The 18744-nt window shown below is 68.3% G+C and carries 17 protein-coding genes; 3 read left to right on the forward strand and 14 right to left on the reverse strand.

What is annotated here, in order from left to right; translation table 11 throughout:
• Window positions 1-18 precede the first annotated feature (18 nt).
• The 5 genes from ASE79_RS12435 to ASE79_RS12455 all read right to left on the reverse strand — a co-directional run bounded on the left by ASE79_RS12435 (window position 19) and on the right by ASE79_RS12455 (window position 7460).
• Complete coding sequence (locus ASE79_RS12435; RefSeq protein WP_056416829.1) at window positions 19-1419, reverse strand: efflux transporter outer membrane subunit; 1401 nt, start codon at window positions 1417-1419, stop codon at window positions 19-21.
• Window positions 1420-1429: 10 nt separating this feature from the next.
• On the reverse strand, window positions 1430-4609 hold the full coding sequence (locus tag ASE79_RS12440) for an efflux RND transporter permease subunit (RefSeq protein WP_056416834.1): 3180 nt from the start codon (window positions 4607-4609) through the stop codon (window positions 1430-1432).
• A gap of 154 nt (window positions 4610-4763) precedes the next feature.
• Window positions 4764-6041 carry an efflux RND transporter periplasmic adaptor subunit gene (locus tag ASE79_RS12445; RefSeq protein ID WP_056416837.1) on the reverse strand — a complete coding sequence of 426 codons (1278 nt, stop codon included), beginning with the start codon at window positions 6039-6041 and terminating at the stop codon, window positions 4764-4766.
• Window positions 6038-6436, reverse strand: a complete 399-nt coding sequence (locus ASE79_RS12450) for a hypothetical protein (RefSeq protein WP_056416841.1) — start codon at window positions 6434-6436, stop codon at window positions 6038-6040. Before ASE79_RS12450 ends, ASE79_RS12445 begins: the two co-directional genes overlap by 4 nt.
• A 409-nt stretch (window positions 6437-6845) precedes the next feature.
• Window positions 6846-7460, reverse strand: a complete 615-nt coding sequence (locus ASE79_RS12455; protein ID WP_056416843.1) for a TetR/AcrR family transcriptional regulator — start codon at window positions 7458-7460, stop codon at window positions 6846-6848.
• Window positions 7461-7592: 132 nt separating this feature from the next.
• On the opposite strand from ASE79_RS12455, the gene ASE79_RS12460 reads away from it, so the two are divergent.
• The gene (locus ASE79_RS12460; protein ID WP_056416847.1) at window positions 7593-9500 is read left to right on the forward strand and encodes a gamma-glutamyltransferase family protein; all 1908 of its coding nucleotides are present in this window, start codon (window positions 7593-7595) and stop codon (window positions 9498-9500) included.
• A 69-nt stretch (window positions 9501-9569) separates the two neighbouring features.
• On the opposite strand, the gene ASE79_RS12465 is transcribed toward ASE79_RS12460, so the two are convergent.
• Window positions 9570-10871: a UDP-glucose dehydrogenase family protein gene (locus ASE79_RS12465; RefSeq protein ID WP_056416849.1), complete on the reverse strand. Its 1302-nt coding sequence runs from the start codon at window positions 10869-10871 to the stop codon at window positions 9570-9572.
• Window positions 10872-11045: 174 nt separating this feature from the next.
• Between ASE79_RS12465 and ASE79_RS12470 the strand changes: the two genes are divergently transcribed.
• Together ASE79_RS12470 and ASE79_RS12475 are read left to right on the forward strand one after the other, a co-directional pair.
• Window positions 11046-11492 carry a phasin family protein gene (locus tag ASE79_RS12470; protein WP_235516908.1) on the forward strand — a complete coding sequence of 149 codons (447 nt, stop codon included), beginning with the start codon at window positions 11046-11048 and terminating at the stop codon, window positions 11490-11492.
• A gap of 240 nt (window positions 11493-11732) precedes the next feature.
• A complete protein-coding gene (locus ASE79_RS12475) occupies window positions 11733-12044 on the forward strand; it encodes a PilZ domain-containing protein (RefSeq protein WP_056416852.1) in 312 nt (103 codons plus the stop codon).
• 77 nt (window positions 12045-12121) lie between these two features.
• Here ASE79_RS12475 and ASE79_RS12480 read toward each other — a convergent pair whose 3' ends face one another.
• The 8 genes from ASE79_RS12480 to ASE79_RS12515 form a co-directional block, all read right to left on the reverse strand.
• A complete protein-coding gene (locus tag ASE79_RS12480) occupies window positions 12122-13036 on the reverse strand; it encodes an SDR family NAD(P)-dependent oxidoreductase (protein WP_056416855.1) in 915 nt (304 codons plus the stop codon).
• 97 nt (window positions 13037-13133) lie between these two features.
• Window positions 13134-13487 carry a hypothetical protein gene (locus ASE79_RS12485; protein WP_056416858.1) on the reverse strand — a complete coding sequence of 118 codons (354 nt, stop codon included), beginning with the start codon at window positions 13485-13487 and terminating at the stop codon, window positions 13134-13136.
• 128 nt (window positions 13488-13615) lie between these two features.
• Window positions 13616-14308: a phosphate regulon transcriptional regulator PhoB gene (gene phoB, locus ASE79_RS12490; protein ID WP_055873047.1), complete on the reverse strand. Its 693-nt coding sequence runs from the start codon at window positions 14306-14308 to the stop codon at window positions 13616-13618.
• Between the two features lie 5 nt (window positions 14309-14313).
• A complete protein-coding gene (phoU, locus tag ASE79_RS12495; protein WP_056416861.1) occupies window positions 14314-14997 on the reverse strand; it encodes a phosphate signaling complex protein PhoU in 684 nt (227 codons plus the stop codon).
• A gap of 14 nt (window positions 14998-15011) precedes the next feature.
• Window positions 15012-15779 (reverse strand): phosphate ABC transporter ATP-binding protein PstB, encoded by a 768-nt coding sequence (gene pstB, locus ASE79_RS12500; RefSeq protein WP_234422594.1) that lies wholly within the window; start codon window positions 15777-15779, stop codon window positions 15012-15014.
• Window positions 15780-15790: 11 nt separating this feature from the next.
• Window positions 15791-17089: a phosphate ABC transporter permease PstA gene (pstA, locus tag ASE79_RS12505; protein ID WP_056416864.1), complete on the reverse strand. Its 1299-nt coding sequence runs from the start codon at window positions 17087-17089 to the stop codon at window positions 15791-15793.
• Entirely contained in the window at window positions 17082-18458 is a 1377-nt protein-coding gene (gene pstC, locus ASE79_RS12510) for a phosphate ABC transporter permease subunit PstC (RefSeq protein ID WP_056416866.1), read from the reverse strand. Before pstC ends, pstA begins: the two co-directional genes overlap by 8 nt.
• On the reverse strand, window positions 18458-18697 hold the full coding sequence (locus ASE79_RS12515) for a hypothetical protein (protein ID WP_056416869.1): 240 nt from the start codon (window positions 18695-18697) through the stop codon (window positions 18458-18460). The genes pstC and ASE79_RS12515 overlap by 1 nt, the downstream gene beginning before the upstream one ends.
• Window positions 18698-18744: the final 47 nt, after the last annotated feature.

An 18744-nucleotide genomic window follows, 5' to 3' on the forward strand; every position in this document is an offset into this window, starting at 1 on the left:
CGGGGGAGGATCATGGGGTCAGGACCGCGTCTGCCAGCCGCCGCCCAGGGCGCGGAACAGGTCGACCTGCGCGCCGGCGATCCGCGCGTCCGCCGCCGCCAGGTCCGTATCGGTGTCGGCCAGCGTGCGTTCGGCGTCGAGGACGTCGAGAAAGTCGATCTGGCCTTCACGCTGGCGGGCGCGGGTGATGCGCGCGGCGGTGGCGGCGTTGTCGTGCGCGGATTGCAGTTGCGTGCGGCGATCGAGTTCGCGCGCGTAGTTGGACAGCGCGGTTTCGGTTTCCTCGAGCGCGGTCAGCACGCTGCCGTCGAAATTGGCGAGCGCGCCGCGCGTGTCGGCCTCCGCACCGGCGATGCGCGCGCGCGCGGCGGACTGGTTGACCGACCAGTTGAGCAACGGGCCGAGCAGCCAGCGGATCGGGCCCCCGGTGAACACGTCGCCGACGCTGAGCGCGGTCGAGCCGATCGACCCGCCGAGCGCAATCTGCGGATAAAGCGCGGCGGTTTGCACGCCGATCCGCGCGGTGGCGGCGGCGAGGCGACGTTCGGCGGCGTGGACGTCCGGGCGGCGCGCGAGCAGGCTTGCGCCGTCGCCGATTGGGATCGGCCGGTCGAGCCGCGGTGTGGTGGTGCGCGCGCCGGCGCTGGCGGGGAGATCCTGCGGGGTGCGGCCGGTGAGCGTGGCGAGGCGGAAGAGTGCTGCCTGGCGCTCGGCTTCGATCTGCGGGATGTTCGCGGCGCGCTGATCACGCAGGGCAGCGATGCGGACCTGATCGAGGCGCGCGGCGCGGCCGGCGTCGACTCGCTTGCCGGTCAGCGTGTTCGATTTCTCGAGCAGCTCGACGATCCGCTGCGCCACCGCGAGGCGCTCGGCGGACGAGGCGGCGTCGACATAGGCGCGCGTGGTGGCAGCGACGATCGAAACCCGGACCGCGTCCGCATCGGCCTGCGCCGCGCCGACATCGCCGCGCGCGGCCTCGACGTTGCGGCGCACGCGGCCGGCGAGATCGACCTCGTAGCTGACGTCGAGCCCGACATCGTAGGTGGCGCGCTCGCGGTCGAAGCCGGGCAGGTTCTGGAGTTGCGAGGTGCGCGCGTAGTTGCCGCTTGCGCCCGCGTTCACCTGCGGCTCGCGGTCGGTCTTCGCCCCGCGCAGCGACGCACGGGCGCTGTCGAGTCGGGCGACGGCGACGCGCAGGTCGGTGTTCGCCGCCAGCGCGTCGGCGACGAGGCCGTCGAGGACGGGGTCGCGGTACATCCGCCACCAGTCGTTGTCGGGCGCCGTCGTGACGGTTGCCGTGTTCGCCGTGACGAACGACGCCGTCGCCTTGGGCGGGGTAAGCGGCGCGACATAGTCGGGGCCGGCGGCGCACGCGGCGAGCGTCAGCGCCGAGAGGCTCGCGAGAAGCAGGGACTTCATGAGGCTGGTCCTATTCGGCTGGCTGAAGCGTAGGGGCGACTGGAGCGGGGCGGCGGCGTTCGAACCGCTTCGCCAGGCCGCGCGCGACGACATAGAAGGTAGGGGTGAAGAGCAGGCCGAAGCCGGTCACGCCGATCATCCCGAAGAACACCGCGGTGCCCAGCGCCTGGCGCAGTTCGGCGCCGGCCCCATCGGCGATCACCAGCGGCACCGCGCCGAGGATGAACGCGAAGCTCGTCATCAGGATCGGCCGCAACCGGTCCTTCGCGGCGCGCACCGCCGCCTCGACCGGGGACAGGCCATCCTGTTCCTCGGCCTGCTTGGCGAACTCGACCACCAGGATCGCGTTCTTCGCAGCCAGGGCGATCAGCACGACCAGGCCGATCTGAGTGAGGACGTTGTTGTCCATGCCGCGCAGGTTCACCCCGGTCATCGCGGCGAGCAGGCACATCGGCACGATCAGGATGATCGCGAGCGGGAGCGTCAGGCTCTCATATTGCGCGGCGAGCACGAGGAAGACGAACAGCACGGCCATGCCGAAGACCAATGCGGCGGTGCTGCCGGCGGCCTTTTGCTGGTAGGCGATGCCGGTCCAGTCATGCGCGTAGCCCGTGGGCAGCGACGCATCGGCGAGCTTCTCCATCGCCACCAGCGACTGGCCCGAGGAATAGCCCTTGGCGGTGTCGCCATCGACCTCGACCGCGGGGAAGAGGTTGTAGCGCACGACGCGGTACGGGCCGGTCTTGTCGCGGAACGTCGAGACCGAGCCGACCGGGACCATCTGGCCCGAGTTGGAGCGCGTCTTGAGGTTGGCGATGTCCGCGGTGGTGTTGCGGAACGGCGCGTCGGCCTGCGCGGTGACGCGGTAGGTGCGGCCCAGCAGGTTGAAGTCGTTGACGAACGCGGAGCCGAGATAGACCTGCAACGCCTCGAACACGCGCTCGGGGGGGACGCCGAGCAGATTGGCCTTGGCGCGGTCGACATCGGCGAAGATGCGCGGCGTGGCGGTGTCGAAGAAGGTGTAGACCTGCGCCAGGCCCTTGGTCTGGTTTGCCTTGCCGATCAGGTCGTAGCTCGTCTTGCCAAGGTCGCCGTATCCGTGGCCGCCCTGGTCCTGCACCATCAGGCGATAGCCGCCGGCCGAGCCGATCCCCTGGATCAAGGGTGGCGGGACGATCAGCAGCCGCGCCTCGGTGATGTCGCCGGTCGCCTTCTGCGATTCCGCCATTATGCTGGCGAGCGTGACGCCGAGCTTCTTGCGCTCGGCAAAGCTCTTGAGCGGAATGTAGGCGGCGGCCGAATTGGGGGCGAGCGTCTGCGACGGGCCGTCAAACCCTGCGAGCATGACCGCGCCCTTGACGCCGGCGAGCGGCAGGATGCGTTTCGCGACCTTCTGCATCACCGCGTCGGTGCGCTCGACCGACGAGCCGGGCGGCAGCTGGATGACGGTCAGGAAATAGCCCTGATCCTGCGCGGGGACGAAGCCCGACGGGGTGACCATGAAGACGCCGACGGTGACCGCGATCAGCGCGGCATAGGCGATCATCATCCGCTTCGGCGCGGCGACGAGGCGTGCGGTGAGGCGGGCGTAACGCTCGCTCATCCGCTCGAACGCGCGGTTGAACGCGTCGCCCGCGCGGCGGCCGGCGCGGGTCAGGCGATTGCCCGAGCCGGCGGGGGCGGTGGGCTTGAGCAGCATCGCGGCGAGTGCCGGCGACAGCGTCAGCGAGATGAGCAGCGAGATGATCGTCGCGGTCGAGATCGTGACCGCGAACTGGCGGTAAAACGCGCCCGACAGCCCGGTGAGGAACACCGTCGGGATGAACACCGCGCACAGCACGAGCACGATCGCGACGAGCGCACCCGACACCTCGTCCATCGACGTGCGCGCGGCCTCCAGCGGCGAAAGCCCGTGTTCGAGGTTGCGCTCGACATTCTCGACCACGACGATCGCGTCGTCGACGACGATCCCGATCGCGAGGACAAGGCCGAACAGCGACAGGTTGTTGAGGCTGTAGCCGAACGCGGCGAGCACCGCGAAGGTGCCGATCAGCGAGACCGGGATCGCCACGATCGGGATGATCGCCGCGCGCCATTTCTGCAGGAAGACGAGGATGACGAGCACGACGAGGATCATCGCCTCGAACAAGGTATGCTTCACCGCGTCGATCGACTGCGCGATGAACTCGGTCGGGTTGTAGATGACCTTGTATTCGAGGCCCTTGGGAAAGCGCTTCGACATGCTTTCCATCTCGGCGGTGACGGCCTGCGCGGCGCCGAGCGCGTTCGAGCCGGGGCGCTGGAAGACCGCGGCGATGACGGTGGGCTTGCCGCTGAGATAGGTGTTGGCGCCGTAATCCTGCGCGCCGAGCTCGACGCGCGCGACGTCCGAGACGCGGACCTGGCGGCCTTGCGCGTCGGTGCGGATGACGACGTCGGCGAACTGCTTGGGATCGGTCAGGCGGCCCTGCGTCTCGACGTTCAATTGGAACGCGCTGTTGCCCTTGTCATAGGGCGGCTGGCCGAGCGTGCCGGCGGCGACCTGGACGTTCTGTGCGCGCAAGGCTGCGACGATCTCGCCTGCGGTGAGGTCGAGCGCGGCGGCGCGGCCGGGGTCGATCCACACGCGCATCGAATAGTCGCGCGCGCCGAACAGTTGCACGTCGCCGACGCCGTCGATGCGGCTGAGGCGATCGCGGACCTGCGTCAGCGCGTAATTGGAGATGTAGCCGCGATCGAGCGAGTTGTCGGGCGAGACGAGGTTCACCACCATCAGGAAGTCGGGCGAGGTTTTCCGCGTGACGACGCCGAGGCGCTGGACGTCCTCGGGCAGGCGCGGGACCGCGACCGCGACGCGGTTCTGGACGAGCACCTGCGCGGCATCGAGGTCGGTGCCGATCTTGAAGGTGACGGTGATCGTCACCTTGCCGTCGCCGGTCGATTGCGACGACTGGTAGAGCATGTTGTCGACGCCGTTGATCTCCTGCTCGATCGGCGCGGCGACGGTTTCTGCGACCGTCTCGGCCGACGCGCCCGGATAGGTCGCGCTGACGGTGACGGTGGGGGGGACGATGTCGGGATATTGCGACACCGGCAGCGCCATATAGGCGATCGCGCCGACGATCGTGATGATCACCGCGATCACGCCCGCAAAGATCGGCCGGGTGATGAAGAAGCGCGAGAAGCGCATGAGAATTTCCTCGGTAGAGGGGGGCGCGACCTCGCGAGCGAGACGCGCAACACCAGCCGTTCCCCGGCGGAGGCCGGGGTCCAGTTGGGCGAACCGCAGTGTTCAATCGAAACGCTATCCCACCTGGGCCCCGGCCTTCGCCGGGGAACGGTGGTTACTTGGAGAGCGTGGCCTCACCCGAGATGGGCTGGACCGAGGCCGGCGCAGCCGCCCCGGTCGCGACCGCGATCCGGCCCGCCTTCGGCGCAACCGTCGCGCCCGGCATCGCCATCTGCGTGCCCTGGATGATGACCCGGTCGTTCGGCCCGATCCCCGAGCGGACGATCCGCAGGCCATCGACCACCGGCCCGAGCTCGACCGGCTTCTGGCTCACGAGGTTCTTGGCATCGATCGTCAGCAGCACCTTCCGCGCCTGATCGGTCTGCACCGCGTCGTCGGGCACCAGCAACGCCTGCCGCGTCCCCGCACTGGCGAGACGCATGTTGCCGAACATCCCCGGCGTCAGGAAATAGCCGGGGTTCGCGATCACCGCACGGCCGCGGATCGTGCCCGAGCGCTGGTCGAGCCCGTTGTCGGTAAAGTCGAGCTTGCCCTTCCAGCGGTGCTCGGTCTCGTCCTGCAGCTGGATCTCGACCGCCGCGGGGGTCGCGCCGGGCTGACGCGCGCGCTGCGTCTTGAGATACAGCGCCTCCGACCCGTCGAAATTGAAGTAGATCGGGTCGAGCGCGTTGATCGTCGTGAGCACGGTGCCGCCGGTGCCTTCGCCGCCCGCGACCTGGTTGCCCGCATCGACTCGGCGATCGGAGATGCGCCCGCCGATCGGCGCGCGAACCTGCGTGAAGCCGACGTCGAGCGCGCGTGCGCGTTCGCGCGCTTGCGCGGCAGCGAGCGCGGCGGTGGCGGCTTCGAGCTTGCCACGCAACGCGTCGACTTCGCCCGCCGAGACGGCCTCGTCGGCGACCAGTCGCTGCGCGCGGCCGAGGTCGGTACGCGCGAGCGACAAGGCGCTCTTGGCGCTTGCGACGTTGGCGTGGGCTTCGGCAAGGGCCGCTGCGAATGGGCGCGAGTCGATCGTGAAGAGCAACTGTCCCTTGCGGACGATATCGCCGTCGTGGAAGTGGACGCCGGTGACTTCGCCCGCCACGCGCGGCCGGATCTCGACGCTGCGGCTCGGCGCGAACCGGCCGACATAATCGTCCCACTCGCTCACCTGTCGCACGAGCGGTGCGGCGACGGTGACCGAGGCGGGCGGGGGGGCTGCCATCGCCGCGTCGGGATGGTCGAACAGCTTCACGCCGACCGCACCGAGCAGCGCGACGGGTACGAGCACCATCGCGCCGCGCTGCCACCCGGGGCGTCGATGGCGGCCGGCGGGCGGCGTCGCGACGACATCGGCGTCGTTCGCGGCCGTGATCGTGGTCAGCATGTTCATGCCGCGATGCTCCGCTTCTGCTGCGCACCGACGCGCATGCCGGTCACGCTTTCGACCAGAGTCTCGATCTGCGCCTCGACGAAGCCGGCGGCGAGGAAGCCCTGGATCTCGGCCATCGGCAGCGCGAACCCGCGGCGCCAGGCGTACACCGCCAGACGGCGCAACGCCTCCAGCCGGGGATCGGCGAGCCTCGATGCGGTGCTGAGCCCGAACAGGCTGCCCATCGCGCGCGACATGCGGCTGGGGCCGGCGAGGCTGCGCAACGTATCGCGCTTGGCGAGCGCGATGACGCTCCATTCCAGCGCCGAGAAACCGGTCGGGGCAGGGGCGGCTGCCGTCTGCGCGCGGCTGGTGACGGGCGAAGCGAACATGTTGTCGAGATCGAGATAGGCCATGGGAGTGTCCCCCTTTTGATTTTGGGCAAGCGCTGGCGTTCGTCGGTGGGCGGTCCACCGACGGCAGCTGGTCGCAAGGCGTGCGCGGTCGTTGCCGGCACGGGATCGTGCCGCGCTTGCCCGCTTGGATGGTTGGAGAATTGGTCCGGGCGATGAGGCCCGGTCTTGGATCTGTCTTAGGTTTGAACCGTGGTCATGGATGCGTGTCCCCGGTTGCCTCTTCCGAAGTAGGAGGAAGCTTCGATACCAGTCGGTATATAAACCTGGCGTTCATCTCGTCAACACAGTTTTGTACCGGACGGTATTATTTATCGCGCCCGTAACGAACCGTGACTTTTTTGTCGGTGTATGGGGGAGGTGCCCGGTCGGCGGTGCCGACGGATCTGGCGTGTCGGCAAACCGACGGGGCTTAGCGGGTCGGCCATACCGACAGGCTGGTCTCGACGAGCTGGTTCAGCTCGGTGCACGTCGCGCCCGATCCGGCCTGGATCGAAAGGCCCTGCATGATCGCGAAGAGATACCGCATCAGCGCGTGCGATTCGAGGCCGTCGGGGAACTCGCCCGCAGCCTTGGCCTCGTCGAAACGGCGCATGAGCGCGGCCTCCGACGAGGCGCGCCGCTTGGCGACTTCGGCCTTGATCGGCTCGGCTTCGGCGCTGCACGCGACGCTGCTGATGACGCTGAGGCACCCCTTGGGATCGCAGGTGCTCATCTGCATCTGGAGCGCGCCGCGCAGCAGCCTTTCCGCTACGTCGCGCGCGGTCGGCGCCTCGAGCGCGGAGGTCATATAGGCCAGCTTCTCGCGCTCGTAGAGGTCGAGCGCCTTGTGGAACAGCGCCTCCTTGTTGCCGAACGCCGCGTAGAGACTGGGCTTGGTGATGCCCATCTCCGCGGTGAGCTCGGCCATCGATGCGCCCTCATAGCCATTGCGCCAGAACACGCGCAGCGCACCCGCCAGCGCCACGTCGAGATCGAACTCGCGGGGGCGGCCCTTGGGGGCGGTGAGCGTGCAAAGCCTATTCATACCGTTCGGTATATAGGGATGCGGGGCCAAAGGTCCAGCGAGTAGAATGCGTTGAGATGCGCGCGACCGACCTTCGGGGTTGCCCTTCGCGTCGACGCGGGGGAGGATGCGCGGCAGTCACGGGAGTAGAGCATGCAACGTCGGACTTTCATCGCGGCTCTGCCCGCCGCCGCCCTGTTGCCGGCGATCGGGCAAGCCCAGTCCGGCACGCGCGGGACGCCGGGTGCCCAAGGCGCGCAGGGGCCGGGGCAGGGCGGCGCGCCGCAGCCCGCGACCGCCGCGGAAGCGCGCTTGCCGCCGGTGTGGGAGGCGGGCCAAGATCGCTTCATCCGGCCCGACGTACATGCAGGCGATCGGCCGGTGGGTGCGAGCTTTGCGTCGCGCACCGCGGCCTATGGGTTGAACGGCGCGGCGGGGACCGCGCATCCGCTGGCGACGCAGGCGGGGATCGACATCCTCAAGCGCGGGGGATCGGCGGTCGACGCGGCGATCGCGATCAACGCGTGCCTCGGCTTCCTCGAACCAACGTCGAGCGGGATTGGCGGCGATGCCTATGCGATGATCTGGGATCCCAAGCTGAAGAAGGTGGTCGGACTGGCCGGGTCGGGCAGGAGCCCGCGCGGGCTGAGCCTGGAGACGGTGCGCGCTAGGGCGAAGAACGGCGCGCTGCCGGCCTTGGGTGCGCTCAGCGTCTCGGTGCCGGGGGCGGTGGATGCCTGGTGGACGATGCACCAGCGCTACGGCAAGCTGCCCTGGGCCGACCTGTTCCAGCCCGCGATCGGGCATGCCGAGGCGGGCGCGCCGGTGCCCGACATCATCGCTTATTATATCCGCCGCAGCCTGGCCGCGTTCCGGCGACCGGACAACGGGCTGGAGGAAGTGGCCAACGCGCTGCGTACCTACGGCCTGGCCGACGGCAAGGGGCCCGCGCTGGGGCAGGTGTTCCGCAATCCCGATCTCGCGCGGACCTATCGTGCGATCGCCTTGGGTGGCCGCGACGCGTTCTACCAGGGCGATCTGGCGCGGACGGTCGACCGGTATTTCAAGCGGATCGGCGGCTGGCTGCGCTACGAGGACCTTGCCGCGCATCGATCGGAATGGATCGAGCCCAACCGCACCGACTATCGCGGGACGACGGTGCATGCGCTCGGCGCGAACACGCAAGGGCTGGCGACCTTGCAGATGCTCAACATCCTCGAACGCTTCGACCTGAAGGGGGCGGGGTTCCAGTCGGCGCTGTCGATCCACCTTCAGGCGGAGGCCAAGCGGTTGGCCTATGAGGATCGCGCGCGCTATTATGCCGATCCGCATTTCGCCAAGCAGCCGGTCGAGTGGCTCATCTCGAAGGACTATGCGGCCGAGCGGGCGCAGCTGATCCGGCCGGACCGGATCCTGACGCCGGTCTATCCGGGGCAGGCGCCGAGCCGCGGCGACACCACCTATTTCAGCTGTGCCGACAAGGACGGGCTGATGGTGTCGATGATCCAGTCCAATTTCCGCGGGATGGGATCGGGGCTGGTCGCGGATGGGCCGGATGGAGGGACGCTGGGCTTCATGTTCCAGGATCGCGGGCAGTTGTTCAGCCTGAAGGACGGGCATCCCAACATCTATGCGCCGGGCAAGCGGCCATTCCAGACGATCATCCCGGGCTTTGCGACGCGGGGGCGCAATCCTTGGATGAGCTTCGGCGTGATGGGCGGCGACATGCAGCCGCAGGGGCAGACGCAGATCATCGTCAACCGCGTCGATTACGGGCTCGAGATCCAGTCGGCGGGGGATTCGCCGCGCTGGCATCATGAGGGTTCGTCGCAGTCGATGGGCGAGGATTCGCCCGGGCTGGGCGCGACCGGGCTGTTGCGGCTGGAGAGCGGCGTACCGCTTGCGACTCGGCATAGGCTGGCCGAGATCGGCTGGACGATCGGCGATCCCGATGGCGGGTTCGGCCGCTACGAATGCGTCGAGCACCGGATGGACGGGCCGACACGGGTGTATGCGGCGGCCAGCGAGATGCGCGCGGACGGGTGCGCGCTGGCGTATTGAGCGGGTCGCCGCCCCTGCGCCGTCACCCCGGACTTGATCGGGGGCGACGGCGCAGCGGTGGGGCTGGCCTTAGCGGCCGACGGCGGTGTAGGTGAACCCGGCCTGCTCGACGTCGGCGCGCTGATAGACGTTGCGCAGATCGACCATGATCGGGCCGGCCATCAGCCCCTTGAGCCGCGGCAGATCGAGCGCGCGGTAGGCATCCCATTCGGTCACGATCACGACTGCGTCGGCGCCTTCGGCCGCGTCATAGGCGTCGGTGCAATAGACCAGATCGGGCATCATCGCCTTGGCCGGGCCCATGCCCTCCGGGTCATGCGTCCGCACCGTGACGCCCGCATCGGCGAGCGCGGTCGCGATCGCGAGGCTCGGCGCGTCGCGCATGTCGTCGGTGTTGGGCTTGAAGGTCAGGCCGAGCAGCGCGACGGTCTTGCCGCGCGGATTGTCGCCGAGCGCGTGCAGGACCTTGCGGCCCATCGCGCGCTTGCGGCTGTCGTTCACCTTCACCACCGCTTCGACGATGTGGACCGGGGTCTGGTAGTCCTCGGCGGTCTTCAGCAGCGCGAGCGTGTCCTTGGGGAAGCACGAGCCGCCATAGCCGGGCCCGGCATGGAGGAACTTCTTGCCGATGCGGTTGTCCAGGCCGATCCCGCGCGACACGTCGCGCACGTCGGCGCCGACCGCCTCGCACAGGTCCGCAATCTCGTTGATGAAGGTGATCTTGGTCGCGAGGAACGCGTTCGCTGCATATTTGATCAGCTCGGACGTGCGACGGCTGGTGAACAGGATCGGCGATTCGCCGAGGTACAGCGGCCGATAGACATCGCGCATCACCTGCCGCGCGCGTTCGTCGTCGGTGCCGATGACGATCCGGTCGGGCCGCTTGAAATCGCCGATCGCGGCGCCCTCGCGCAGGAATTCGGGGTTGGAGACGACCGCGACGTCGATGTCTGGCCGCTTTTCGCGCAGGATCGCCTCGACCCGGTCGCCGGTGCCGACGGGGACGGTCGACTTGGTCACGACCACGGTCGGGCCCGTGATCGCCGCGGCGATTTCCTCGGTCGCGGCAAAGACATAGCGCAGATCGGCATGACCGTCGCCGCGCCGCGAGGGGGTGCCGACCGCGATGAAGATCGCATCCGCGCCCGCGACTGCGCTGGCGAGATCGGTGGTGAAGGTGAGGCGGCCCGCCGCGACGTTCGAGGCGACGAGCAGGTCGAGGCCGGGCTCGAAGATCGGCATGCGGCCCGCGTGGAGCGCGTCGATCTTGGCCTGGTCCATGTCGACGCAGCAGACGTCATGTCCGAAGTCGGAGAAGCACGCGCCGGACACCAGACCGACATAGCCCGAACCGATCATTGTGATGCGCATAGTCAAAGTCCCTCGAAACCCGCGCTCCCTATTGGGTCAAAATCGGGGGCATGCAAGCGACCCGCGGGGAAGTTGTAAGGACCGGGGCCCCGGGCAGCGCCGCACCCGCGCAACCAAATGGTACCGCGCCGGTTGAACTGGCATCAACATCCTTCACCGCAGAGGAGCGATAGCATGGCAGAGGATATCAAGAGCGCGATCGACAAGGGTGCGGAGCAGAGCAAGGCGGCGACGGACCGCGCCGCGAGCGCCGCCAAGGATGCGACCGACAGGATGCGGCAGGGCGCCGAGCAGGCGCGCGATGCCTTTACCGAGAAGGTCGTCGATCCGGCCAAGCGCGCGGGCGAAGCGATGAAGGAAACCGGCGGCAAGATCGCCGAGGGCGGCGCGACGATCGGCAAGACGATGATCGACCAGGCCGAGCAGAATGCGCGCGAGGCGTTCGCGGCGATGCGCGAGGCGGCCAGCGCAAAGGACCTGACGCAGGTCATGAAGATCCAGGGCGATTACCTGCGTGAGCAGAGCCAGCGCAGCATGACCCAGGCGCGCGAGATCGGCGAGATGATCATGCGTTTCGGCAAGGACGCGGTCGCGCCGCTGCGGGGCGACGGCCCGAAATGACCGGAGCGCCTGCCGAATGGGGTCACTAGGCCCGCGTCAGGCAATGGGTGGAGCGACGTACGGACGAGCAAGAACGCCGTCGCTCCAGTCCCTAGACGGAGCCGATCGACCGCAACCTTGACGCCCCGCGGAATAGTATTGCGCTGCACGGCCGAGCTTGCGATTAGCACCTCGAGCGTAACGATCGAGTGACTGATGGACCGGGCCGTTCCCTTATCGCGCGCGACGCGAACGAGTGTCATGTTGAGGGCGGACATATTTCGCCTGAACCGCACCGGCGCCGAAAGCCACCGGGTCACGAATATCTCCGAGACGGGGCTTTGCATCGTGCAGGCCGAGGCGCTCGAAGTCGGCAGCGCCGTGGTCGTGGCGATCGGGCAGATCGCACCGGTCGCCGCGGACGTGGTCTGGGTGCGCGGCGGGCTTGCCGGATTGCGGTTCCACAAACCGATCGATGTCGCGCAGGCGCGGCTGCGCCGCAGCGCCGGCGATGTCGTCACGCCACCGGCAGCGGGATGGCTCGCCGAGTTGAACGACCCCTACGCGAAATAGCGGCATCGCGGCCCGCCTATCCGCCATCCCGACCGGCGCGTCGTGGCCGGAATGACGGTGTAGATAGCCGCGTCTGGTTACCGGCCCTGGAGCTTGGTCAGGATGGTCATCGACTGTTCCGACCCCGATTGCGGGACGATCTCACCTGTGCGGTCGATGATCGAGTCCCAATGTGCCGCGACGCCTTCCGCCGACAGGTCGTCGCCGGTCAGCAGCGCGCCCTGCGTCAGCGTCACATAGGCCGCCTGGAACACGCCGGCGCCTGCGCCGACGATCATGTTGGTGGGCGCGTCCTCCGAGACGAGGAACACCGCCGCGGGTGCGACCTTGTCGGGGGAGAAGGCCTTGAACGCCTCCTCGGGGAAGATGTCCTGCGTCATCCGCGTGCCCGCGGTCGGGGCGATCGTGTTGACCCGGATGTTGTTCTTCGCGCCCTCGATCGCGAGCGTCTTGGTCAGCCCCGCAAGGCCGAGCTTGGCGGCGCCGTAATTCGCCTGGCCGAAATTGCCATAGAGACCGGTCGACGATGCGGTCATCAGGATGCGGCCGTAATTCTGCGCGCGCATCATGTCCCACACCGCCTTGGTAGCGTTGGCCGAGCCGTTGAGATGGACGTCGACGACGAACTTGAAGTCGGCGGGCTCCATCTTGGCAAAGCTCTTGTCGCGCAGGACGCCGGCATTGTTGATGAGGATATGGACGCCGCCCCAGGCTTCTGAGGCCTTTGCGACCATCTCGACCATCTGGTCATAGTCGGTGACGCTGCCGCCGTTCGACATCGCGGTGCCGCCCGCAGCCTCGATTTCCTCGACGACCTTCAGCGCGGCGTCGGAATGGCCGGTGCCGTCGCGCGAGCCGCCGAGATCGTTGACGACCACCTTTGCGCCACGACGGGCGAGCTCGAGCGCATATTCGCGACCGAGACCGCCGCCAGCGCCGGTGACGATCGCCACCTTGCCGTCAAAGCGAATGGACCCAAAGTTTCCGGACATGGAAAAGGCGCTCCTCTCTTATCGTTGGAGCGCCTTTCCTAGAACGTAAAGCTGGCCGTGCAAGCGGCGGATCGTCCGCCGCCCGCCTGGCTGTCAGTTACTTGCCGCCGCGGTTACGGCAGCCGTCCTTGACCGTCTTCGAGCACACCGGATACTCGGCGGGTGCCGGGGTCGGCGGCGTCACAGTCGGCTGACCGAAGGTGACGCGACCTGCGCCTGCCATCGGTGCGCCGGCCATCGGTGCGGCGGGGGCTGCTGCCGGATCGGCCGGTGCGGCCATTGCCGGATCGGCGGGTGCTGCGGGATCCGCGGGGGCGGCCTGGTCCGCCGGTGCCGTCTGCATCGCGGGATCGGCCGGCGCAGTCTGCGCGGCGGGGTCTGCCGGCGGCGTCGTCTGGGCGATCACGGGCGACGCGAGAAGAGCGGCGGCGGCGAGAAGGATGGACTTCATAGGAATCTCCTAAATGGGTGCACCATTTTGGTAGCGCGCCATCTCAACGCACTAAGTCGCGCTTGGGTCCTTCGTTTCGCATCCGATTCCATTCGCCCCGCCGCCAGACCCGTATCGGGACAGAGTCGTCAGCCCCCCGTATCGAGCGAATAGCCGGCCGAACGGACGGTGCGGATGATGTCGGGACGCTCGCCGACGTTGATCGCCTTGCGCAGCCGACGGATATGGACGTCGACGGTGCGGCTCTCGATGTCGCTGTCATGGCCCCACACCGCGTCGAGCAGCCGCTCGCGCGAGAACACCCAGCCGGGATGTTCGAGGAAATGCTTGAGCAGCCGGAATTCGGTCGGTCCGAGCGAGACGACTTCGCCCGAGCGGCGGACCTTGTGGCCGACCGTGTCCATCTCGATGTCGGCATAGCTGAGCGCTTCGCCAGCGAGCGCGGGGCGGACGCGGCGCAGGACCGCGCCGACGCGGGCGACGAGTTCGCGCGGCGAGAAGGGCTTGGTCACGTAATCGTCGGCGCCGGTCTCGAGCCCGCGGACGCGATCCTCTTCCTCGCCCCGCGCGGTGAGCATGATGATCGGCACGTTTTGCGTCTCGGGCGCGCGGCGCAGGCGGCGGCACACCTCGATCCCCGACAGCCCCTCGACCATCCAGTCGAGCAGGACGATGTCGGGCACCTTTTCCTTGGCGAGCAGCAACGCTTCCTCGCCGTCGGGGGTGTGCGCGATCTCGAAATCCTCGCGCTTGAAATGCCAGACCAGCAGTTCAGCGAGCGCGGCGTCGTCCTCGACGAGCAGCATCTTTGCACGGGCCATGTCGATTACTCCTGCAGACCGCCGCGGTCGCGGTCGGTCATCTGGGTGCCGGTGGCGGCAAAATAGACCATCTCGGCGACGTTGGTGGCGTGATCGCCGATCCGTTCGAGATTCTTCGCGACGAACAGCAGATGCGCGACCTGGCTGATCGTCTTCGGATTCTCGACCATGTAGGTGACGAGCGTCCGGAAGATGCTGTCGTAGAAATCGTCGAGCGCGGCGTCGCTTTCGACGACGCGCACCGCTTCCGCCGAATCGCGCTTGGCGAACGCGTCGAGTACGTCGTGGACCATCTCGCTCGCCATCCGGCCCATCGCGGGCAGGATCGAGATCGGCTCGATCCGGTGCTCGCCATCGATCATCGGCACGCGCTTGGCGATGTTCTTGGCGTAATCGCCGATCCGCTCGACGACGCCCGCGATCTTCAGCGCGGCGACGACTTCGCGCAGGTCGACCGCCATCGGCGCGCGCAGCGCGATGATCCGCACCGCGAGCCGCTCGACCTCGGACTCGATCATGTCGATCTGCTTGTCGGCGGCGCGCACCTGCTCGGCGAGCGCGATGTCGTTGCGTTGCAGCGCCTGCATCGCCTTGTCGATCGCGTCCTCGGCGAGCCCGCCCATCTGCGAGATCAACCCGCGCAGCTCGCCGATATCGTTGTCGAAGGCCTTGACCGTATGCGTGTTCATGCGTGGTCCTCCACTCAGCCGTACCGGCCGGTGATGTAATCCTTGGTCCGCTCTTCGCGGGGATTGGTGAAGATGTCGGAGGTGTTGCCGTATTCGACCAGCGTGCCGAGGTGGAAGAACGCGGTCTTCTGGCTGACGCGCGCGGCCTGCTGCATGTTGTGCGTGACGATCACCATCGCATAGCGGCCGCGCAGCTCGTGGATCAGCTCCTCGATCTTGGCGGTCGCGATCGGATCGAGCGCCGAGCACGGCTCGTCCATCAGGATGACCTCGGGGTCGACCGCGATCGCGCGGGCGATGCACAGTCGCTGCTGCTGCCCGCCCGACAGCGCGGTGCCGCTGTCGCTCAGGCGGTCCTTGACCTCGTCCCACAGCCCGGCGCGGCGCAGCGACTTCTCGACGATCCGGTCGAGATCCGCCTTCGCGCCCGCCAGCCCGTGGATGCGCGGGCCATAGGCGACGTTCTCGTAGATCGACTTGGGGAAGGGGTTCGGCTTCTGGAACACCATGCCGACGCGCGCGCGGAGCTGCACCACGTCCATGTCGGGCGAATAGATATCCTGGCCGTCGAGCTTGATCTCGCCGGTCACGCGCGCGCTGGCGACGGTGTCGTTCATGCGGTTCAGCGTGCGCAGGAAGGTCGATTTGCCGCAGCCCGACGGGCCGATGAACGCGACGACCTCGTCCTGGTCGACGTCGATCGACACGTCGTTGATCGCGATCTTGCTGCCGTACGCGACGGAGACGTTGCGCGCCGTCATCTTCAGGACGGGGGCTTTCATGGGTTTTGGCATCACCAGCGGGTCTCGAATCGGTTACGGAGGTAGATCGCGACGCCGTTCATCGCGAGCAGGAAGACGAGCAGGACGATGATCGCGGCGGACGTCTTTTCGACGAAGCCGCGGCTGACCTGATCGGACCACAGGAAGATCTGGACGGGCAGCACGGTCGCGGGATCATTCAGGCCCGACGGCGGCGCCGCAATGAACGCGCGCATGCCGATCATCAGCAACGGCGCGGTCTCGCCCAGCGCGCGCGCCATGCCGATGATCGTCCCCGTGAGGATACCGGGCAAGGCGAGCGGCAGGACGTGGTGGAACACGACCTGGACGGGCGACGCGCCGATGCCGAGCGCGGCGTCGCGGATCGACGGCGGCACGCTTTTGATCGCGTTGCGGCCGGCGATGACGATCACCGGCATCGTCATCAGCGCCAGCGTCAGGCCGCCGACGATCGGCGCCGAGCGCGGCATGCCGAACGTGCCCAGGAATACCGCGAGGCCCAGCAGCCCGAAGATGATCGAGGGGACCGCGGCGAGGTTGTTGATCGACACCTCGATCAGGTCGGTCCAGCGGTTCTTGGGCGCATATTCCTCAAGATACAGCGCGGACAGCACGCCGATCGGGAAGGCGAGCAGCAGCGTGACGACCATCGTCAGCAGCGATCCCTTGAACGCGCCCCAGATCCCCACGCGCGTGGCGTCGGTCGAGTCCGCCGCGGTCAGGAAGCCGGCGTTGAAGCCGCGCGTCAGAACGCCCTTCGCCTTCAACCGCGCGACGACGGCCTCTGCATCGCGCGTGCCGTTGCCCTTGGCGGCGACGTCGATCGGGCTGGAGACGGGGACGTCGAACACCGTCTTGCGCTGGAGCAGCGACGGATCGGCCTTGATCGCGTCGCGGACCACCGCCCAGGCGCCGTCGGAGAGAAGGTCGGTGCCGTCCTTGCCGAACGCCTTGGTGGCGGCGAGGTCGACGGTGCCTTCGAGACCTGCGCCCGCGAGCGCGAGATCGGCACCGCGGCCGGCGAGGCGGGCGGGCTCGACCGGCAGCTTGGCGGCGGCGAGATCGACGGGCAGCGACACGCGCGTCTCGACGAAGCCGCTCGCGCCTTGGCTCACCATCGAGAACAGCAGATAGGCGAGGAACGCCGCGGACAGCCATACGGCGGCGAGCCCGGCGAAGCGGAAGCGGCGCTCCGACGCATAGCGGCGGCGGATCCGCGACTGCATCGCCTGCGTCGTCCAGTCGGTCGGCACGCGGCGCACGGGTTCCGCATTGGACACGGGGATCTGGGGCACGAGCGTGTCACTCATAGGCTTCGCGGTACCGTTTGACGACGCGCAGCGCGACGATGTTGAGAAGGAGCGTGACCACGAACAATGTCAGGCCCAGCGCGAACGCGGCGAGCGTCTTGGGGCTGTCGAACTCGGCCTCGCCGGTCAGCAGGTCGACGATCTGCTTGGTGACGGTGGTGGTGCTGGCGAACGGGTTGAGCGTGAGCGTGGCGACTCCGCTCGCGGCCATGACGACGATCATCGTCTCGCCGATCGCGCGCGATACGGCGAGCAGCACGCCGCCGACGACGCCGGGCAGCGCGGCGGGCAGCAGCACGCGGCGGATCGTCTCGGATTGAGTCGCGCCCATCGCCAGGCTGCCATCGCGCATCGACGAGGGGACCGCGGCGATCGAATCGTCCGCCATCGACGAAACGAACGGGATGATCATGATCCCCATTACGAGCCCGGCGGCCAGCGCGCTCTCGGACGAGGCCCAGCTGATCCCGATCGACACCGCGACGTCGCGCACCGCGGGGGCGACGGTGAGCGCGGCGAAATAGCCGTAGACGACGGTCGGCACACCCGCGAGGATCTCGAGGATCGGCTTCATCCATTTGCGCGTCGTCGGGGCGGCATATTGGGTGAGGTAGATCGCGCTCATCAGGCCGAACGGGATCGCGACGATCATGGCGATCACCGCGCCGATGAAGAACGTTCCCCAGAACAGCGGCACCGCGCCGAGCGACGCGCCGGGATCGCGCGCATCAATCACCTGCGGGCTCCAGTGCGTGCCGAACAGGAAATCGGTGATCGGCACGACCGAGAAGAACCGCGCCGATTCGTACAGCAGCGAGGCGACGATGCCGACCGTGGTCAGGATCGCGATCAGCGAGGCGCCAAGCAGCAGCAGCATGGCGACGCGCTCGATCTGCGTGCGGGCGCCGAAGCCGGGTCTGACGCGGGTGAACGCGAACGCGCCGCCGGCGAACGCGAGCAGCAACGCGAGCGCGCTCGCAATCCAGTCGTAGCGCGACTGCGCGGCGGCGTAAGCGGGGGCCAGCGTCTGCGCGAGCCCGTGGAACGCGCCGAAGCTGCGGCCTTCGGCGAGACTGCGCGCCTCCGACAGGATCGACGCGCGATCGAAGCCCGGCGCGGGGAGCTGCATCGCGGCGGGCGTGGCGAGCACGGCGTCCGTGACGAGCGCGGGCGCGGTCATCGACCAGATCACGAGGAAGACGAGCGGCGGGATCACCGTCCACAGCGCGACGTACCAGCCGTGGTGCGAGGGCAGCGAACTGAACCGCGCGGTGCTGCCGGCGCGGAAGCGCGTGGCGCGGACGCGCGCGGTGAGCCAGCCGATCAGGCCGAGACCGAGGACGAGAAAGAGGAGGGCGATGGCTGACATTACAGGTCCCGCCCGCTCTGATGCTTGATCTGGATATGCGTGACCGCGTCCGCCGCGACCGCTGCTACCCCGCCAGCCGCCACTCCGCCGCCCGCCACGCGGCCAGCCGCCACCCCGGCGGAGGCCGGGGCCCAGGTGGGAAGGTCGGGGTAACGGTGCGCAGCCTTAGCCAAGGTAACGGTGCCCAACTGGACCCCGGCCTTCGCCGGGGTGGTGGCTTTGAGATATGAGATCGCCATCCAGCTTCCGTTCCCCCGCGGACGCGGGGGCCCAGCTAAGGCTGGGT

Source organism: Sphingomonas sp. Leaf28 (assembly GCF_001421685.1).
In the GTDB taxonomy this organism is placed as follows: Bacteria; Pseudomonadota; Alphaproteobacteria; order Sphingomonadales; family Sphingomonadaceae; genus Sphingomonas; species Sphingomonas aurantiaca.

Coding starts and splice junctions, on each gene's coding strand:
- ASE79_RS12435 (WP_056416829.1), bottom strand. CDS start 1,419: ATGAAGTCCCTGCTTCTCGCGAGCCTCTCGGCGCTGACGCTCGCCGCG.
- ASE79_RS12440 (WP_056416834.1), bottom strand. CDS start 4,609: ATGCGCTTCTCGCGCTTCTTCATCACCCGGCCGATCTTTGCGGGCGTG.
- ASE79_RS12445 (WP_056416837.1), bottom strand. CDS start 6,041: ATGAACATGCTGACCACGATCACGGCCGCGAACGACGCCGATGTCGTC.
- ASE79_RS12450 (WP_056416841.1), bottom strand. CDS start 6,436: ATGGCCTATCTCGATCTCGACAACATGTTCGCTTCGCCCGTCACCAGC.
- ASE79_RS12455 (WP_056416843.1), bottom strand. CDS start 7,460: ATGAATAGGCTTTGCACGCTCACCGCCCCCAAGGGCCGCCCCCGCGAG.
- ASE79_RS12460 (WP_056416847.1), top strand. CDS start 7,593: ATGCAACGTCGGACTTTCATCGCGGCTCTGCCCGCCGCCGCCCTGTTG.
- ASE79_RS12465 (WP_056416849.1), bottom strand. CDS start 10,871: ATGCGCATCACAATGATCGGTTCGGGCTATGTCGGTCTGGTGTCCGGC.
- ASE79_RS12470 (WP_235516908.1), top strand. CDS start 11,046: ATGGCAGAGGATATCAAGAGCGCGATCGACAAGGGTGCGGAGCAGAGC.
- ASE79_RS12475 (WP_056416852.1), top strand. CDS start 11,733: ATGTTGAGGGCGGACATATTTCGCCTGAACCGCACCGGCGCCGAAAGC.
- ASE79_RS12480 (WP_056416855.1), bottom strand. CDS start 13,036: ATGTCCGGAAACTTTGGGTCCATTCGCTTTGACGGCAAGGTGGCGATC.
- ASE79_RS12485 (WP_056416858.1), bottom strand. CDS start 13,487: ATGAAGTCCATCCTTCTCGCCGCCGCCGCTCTTCTCGCGTCGCCCGTG.
- phoB (WP_055873047.1), bottom strand. CDS start 14,308: ATGGCCCGTGCAAAGATGCTGCTCGTCGAGGACGACGCCGCGCTCGCT.
- phoU (WP_056416861.1), bottom strand. CDS start 14,997: ATGAACACGCATACGGTCAAGGCCTTCGACAACGATATCGGCGAGCTG.
- pstB (WP_234422594.1), bottom strand. CDS start 15,779: ATGAAAGCCCCCGTCCTGAAGATGACGGCGCGCAACGTCTCCGTCGCG.
- pstA (WP_056416864.1), bottom strand. CDS start 17,089: ATGAGTGACACGCTCGTGCCCCAGATCCCCGTGTCCAATGCGGAACCC.
- pstC (WP_056416866.1), bottom strand. CDS start 18,458: ATGTCAGCCATCGCCCTCCTCTTTCTCGTCCTCGGTCTCGGCCTGATC.
- ASE79_RS12515 (WP_056416869.1), bottom strand. CDS start 18,697: ATGGCGATCTCATATCTCAAAGCCACCACCCCGGCGAAGGCCGGGGTC.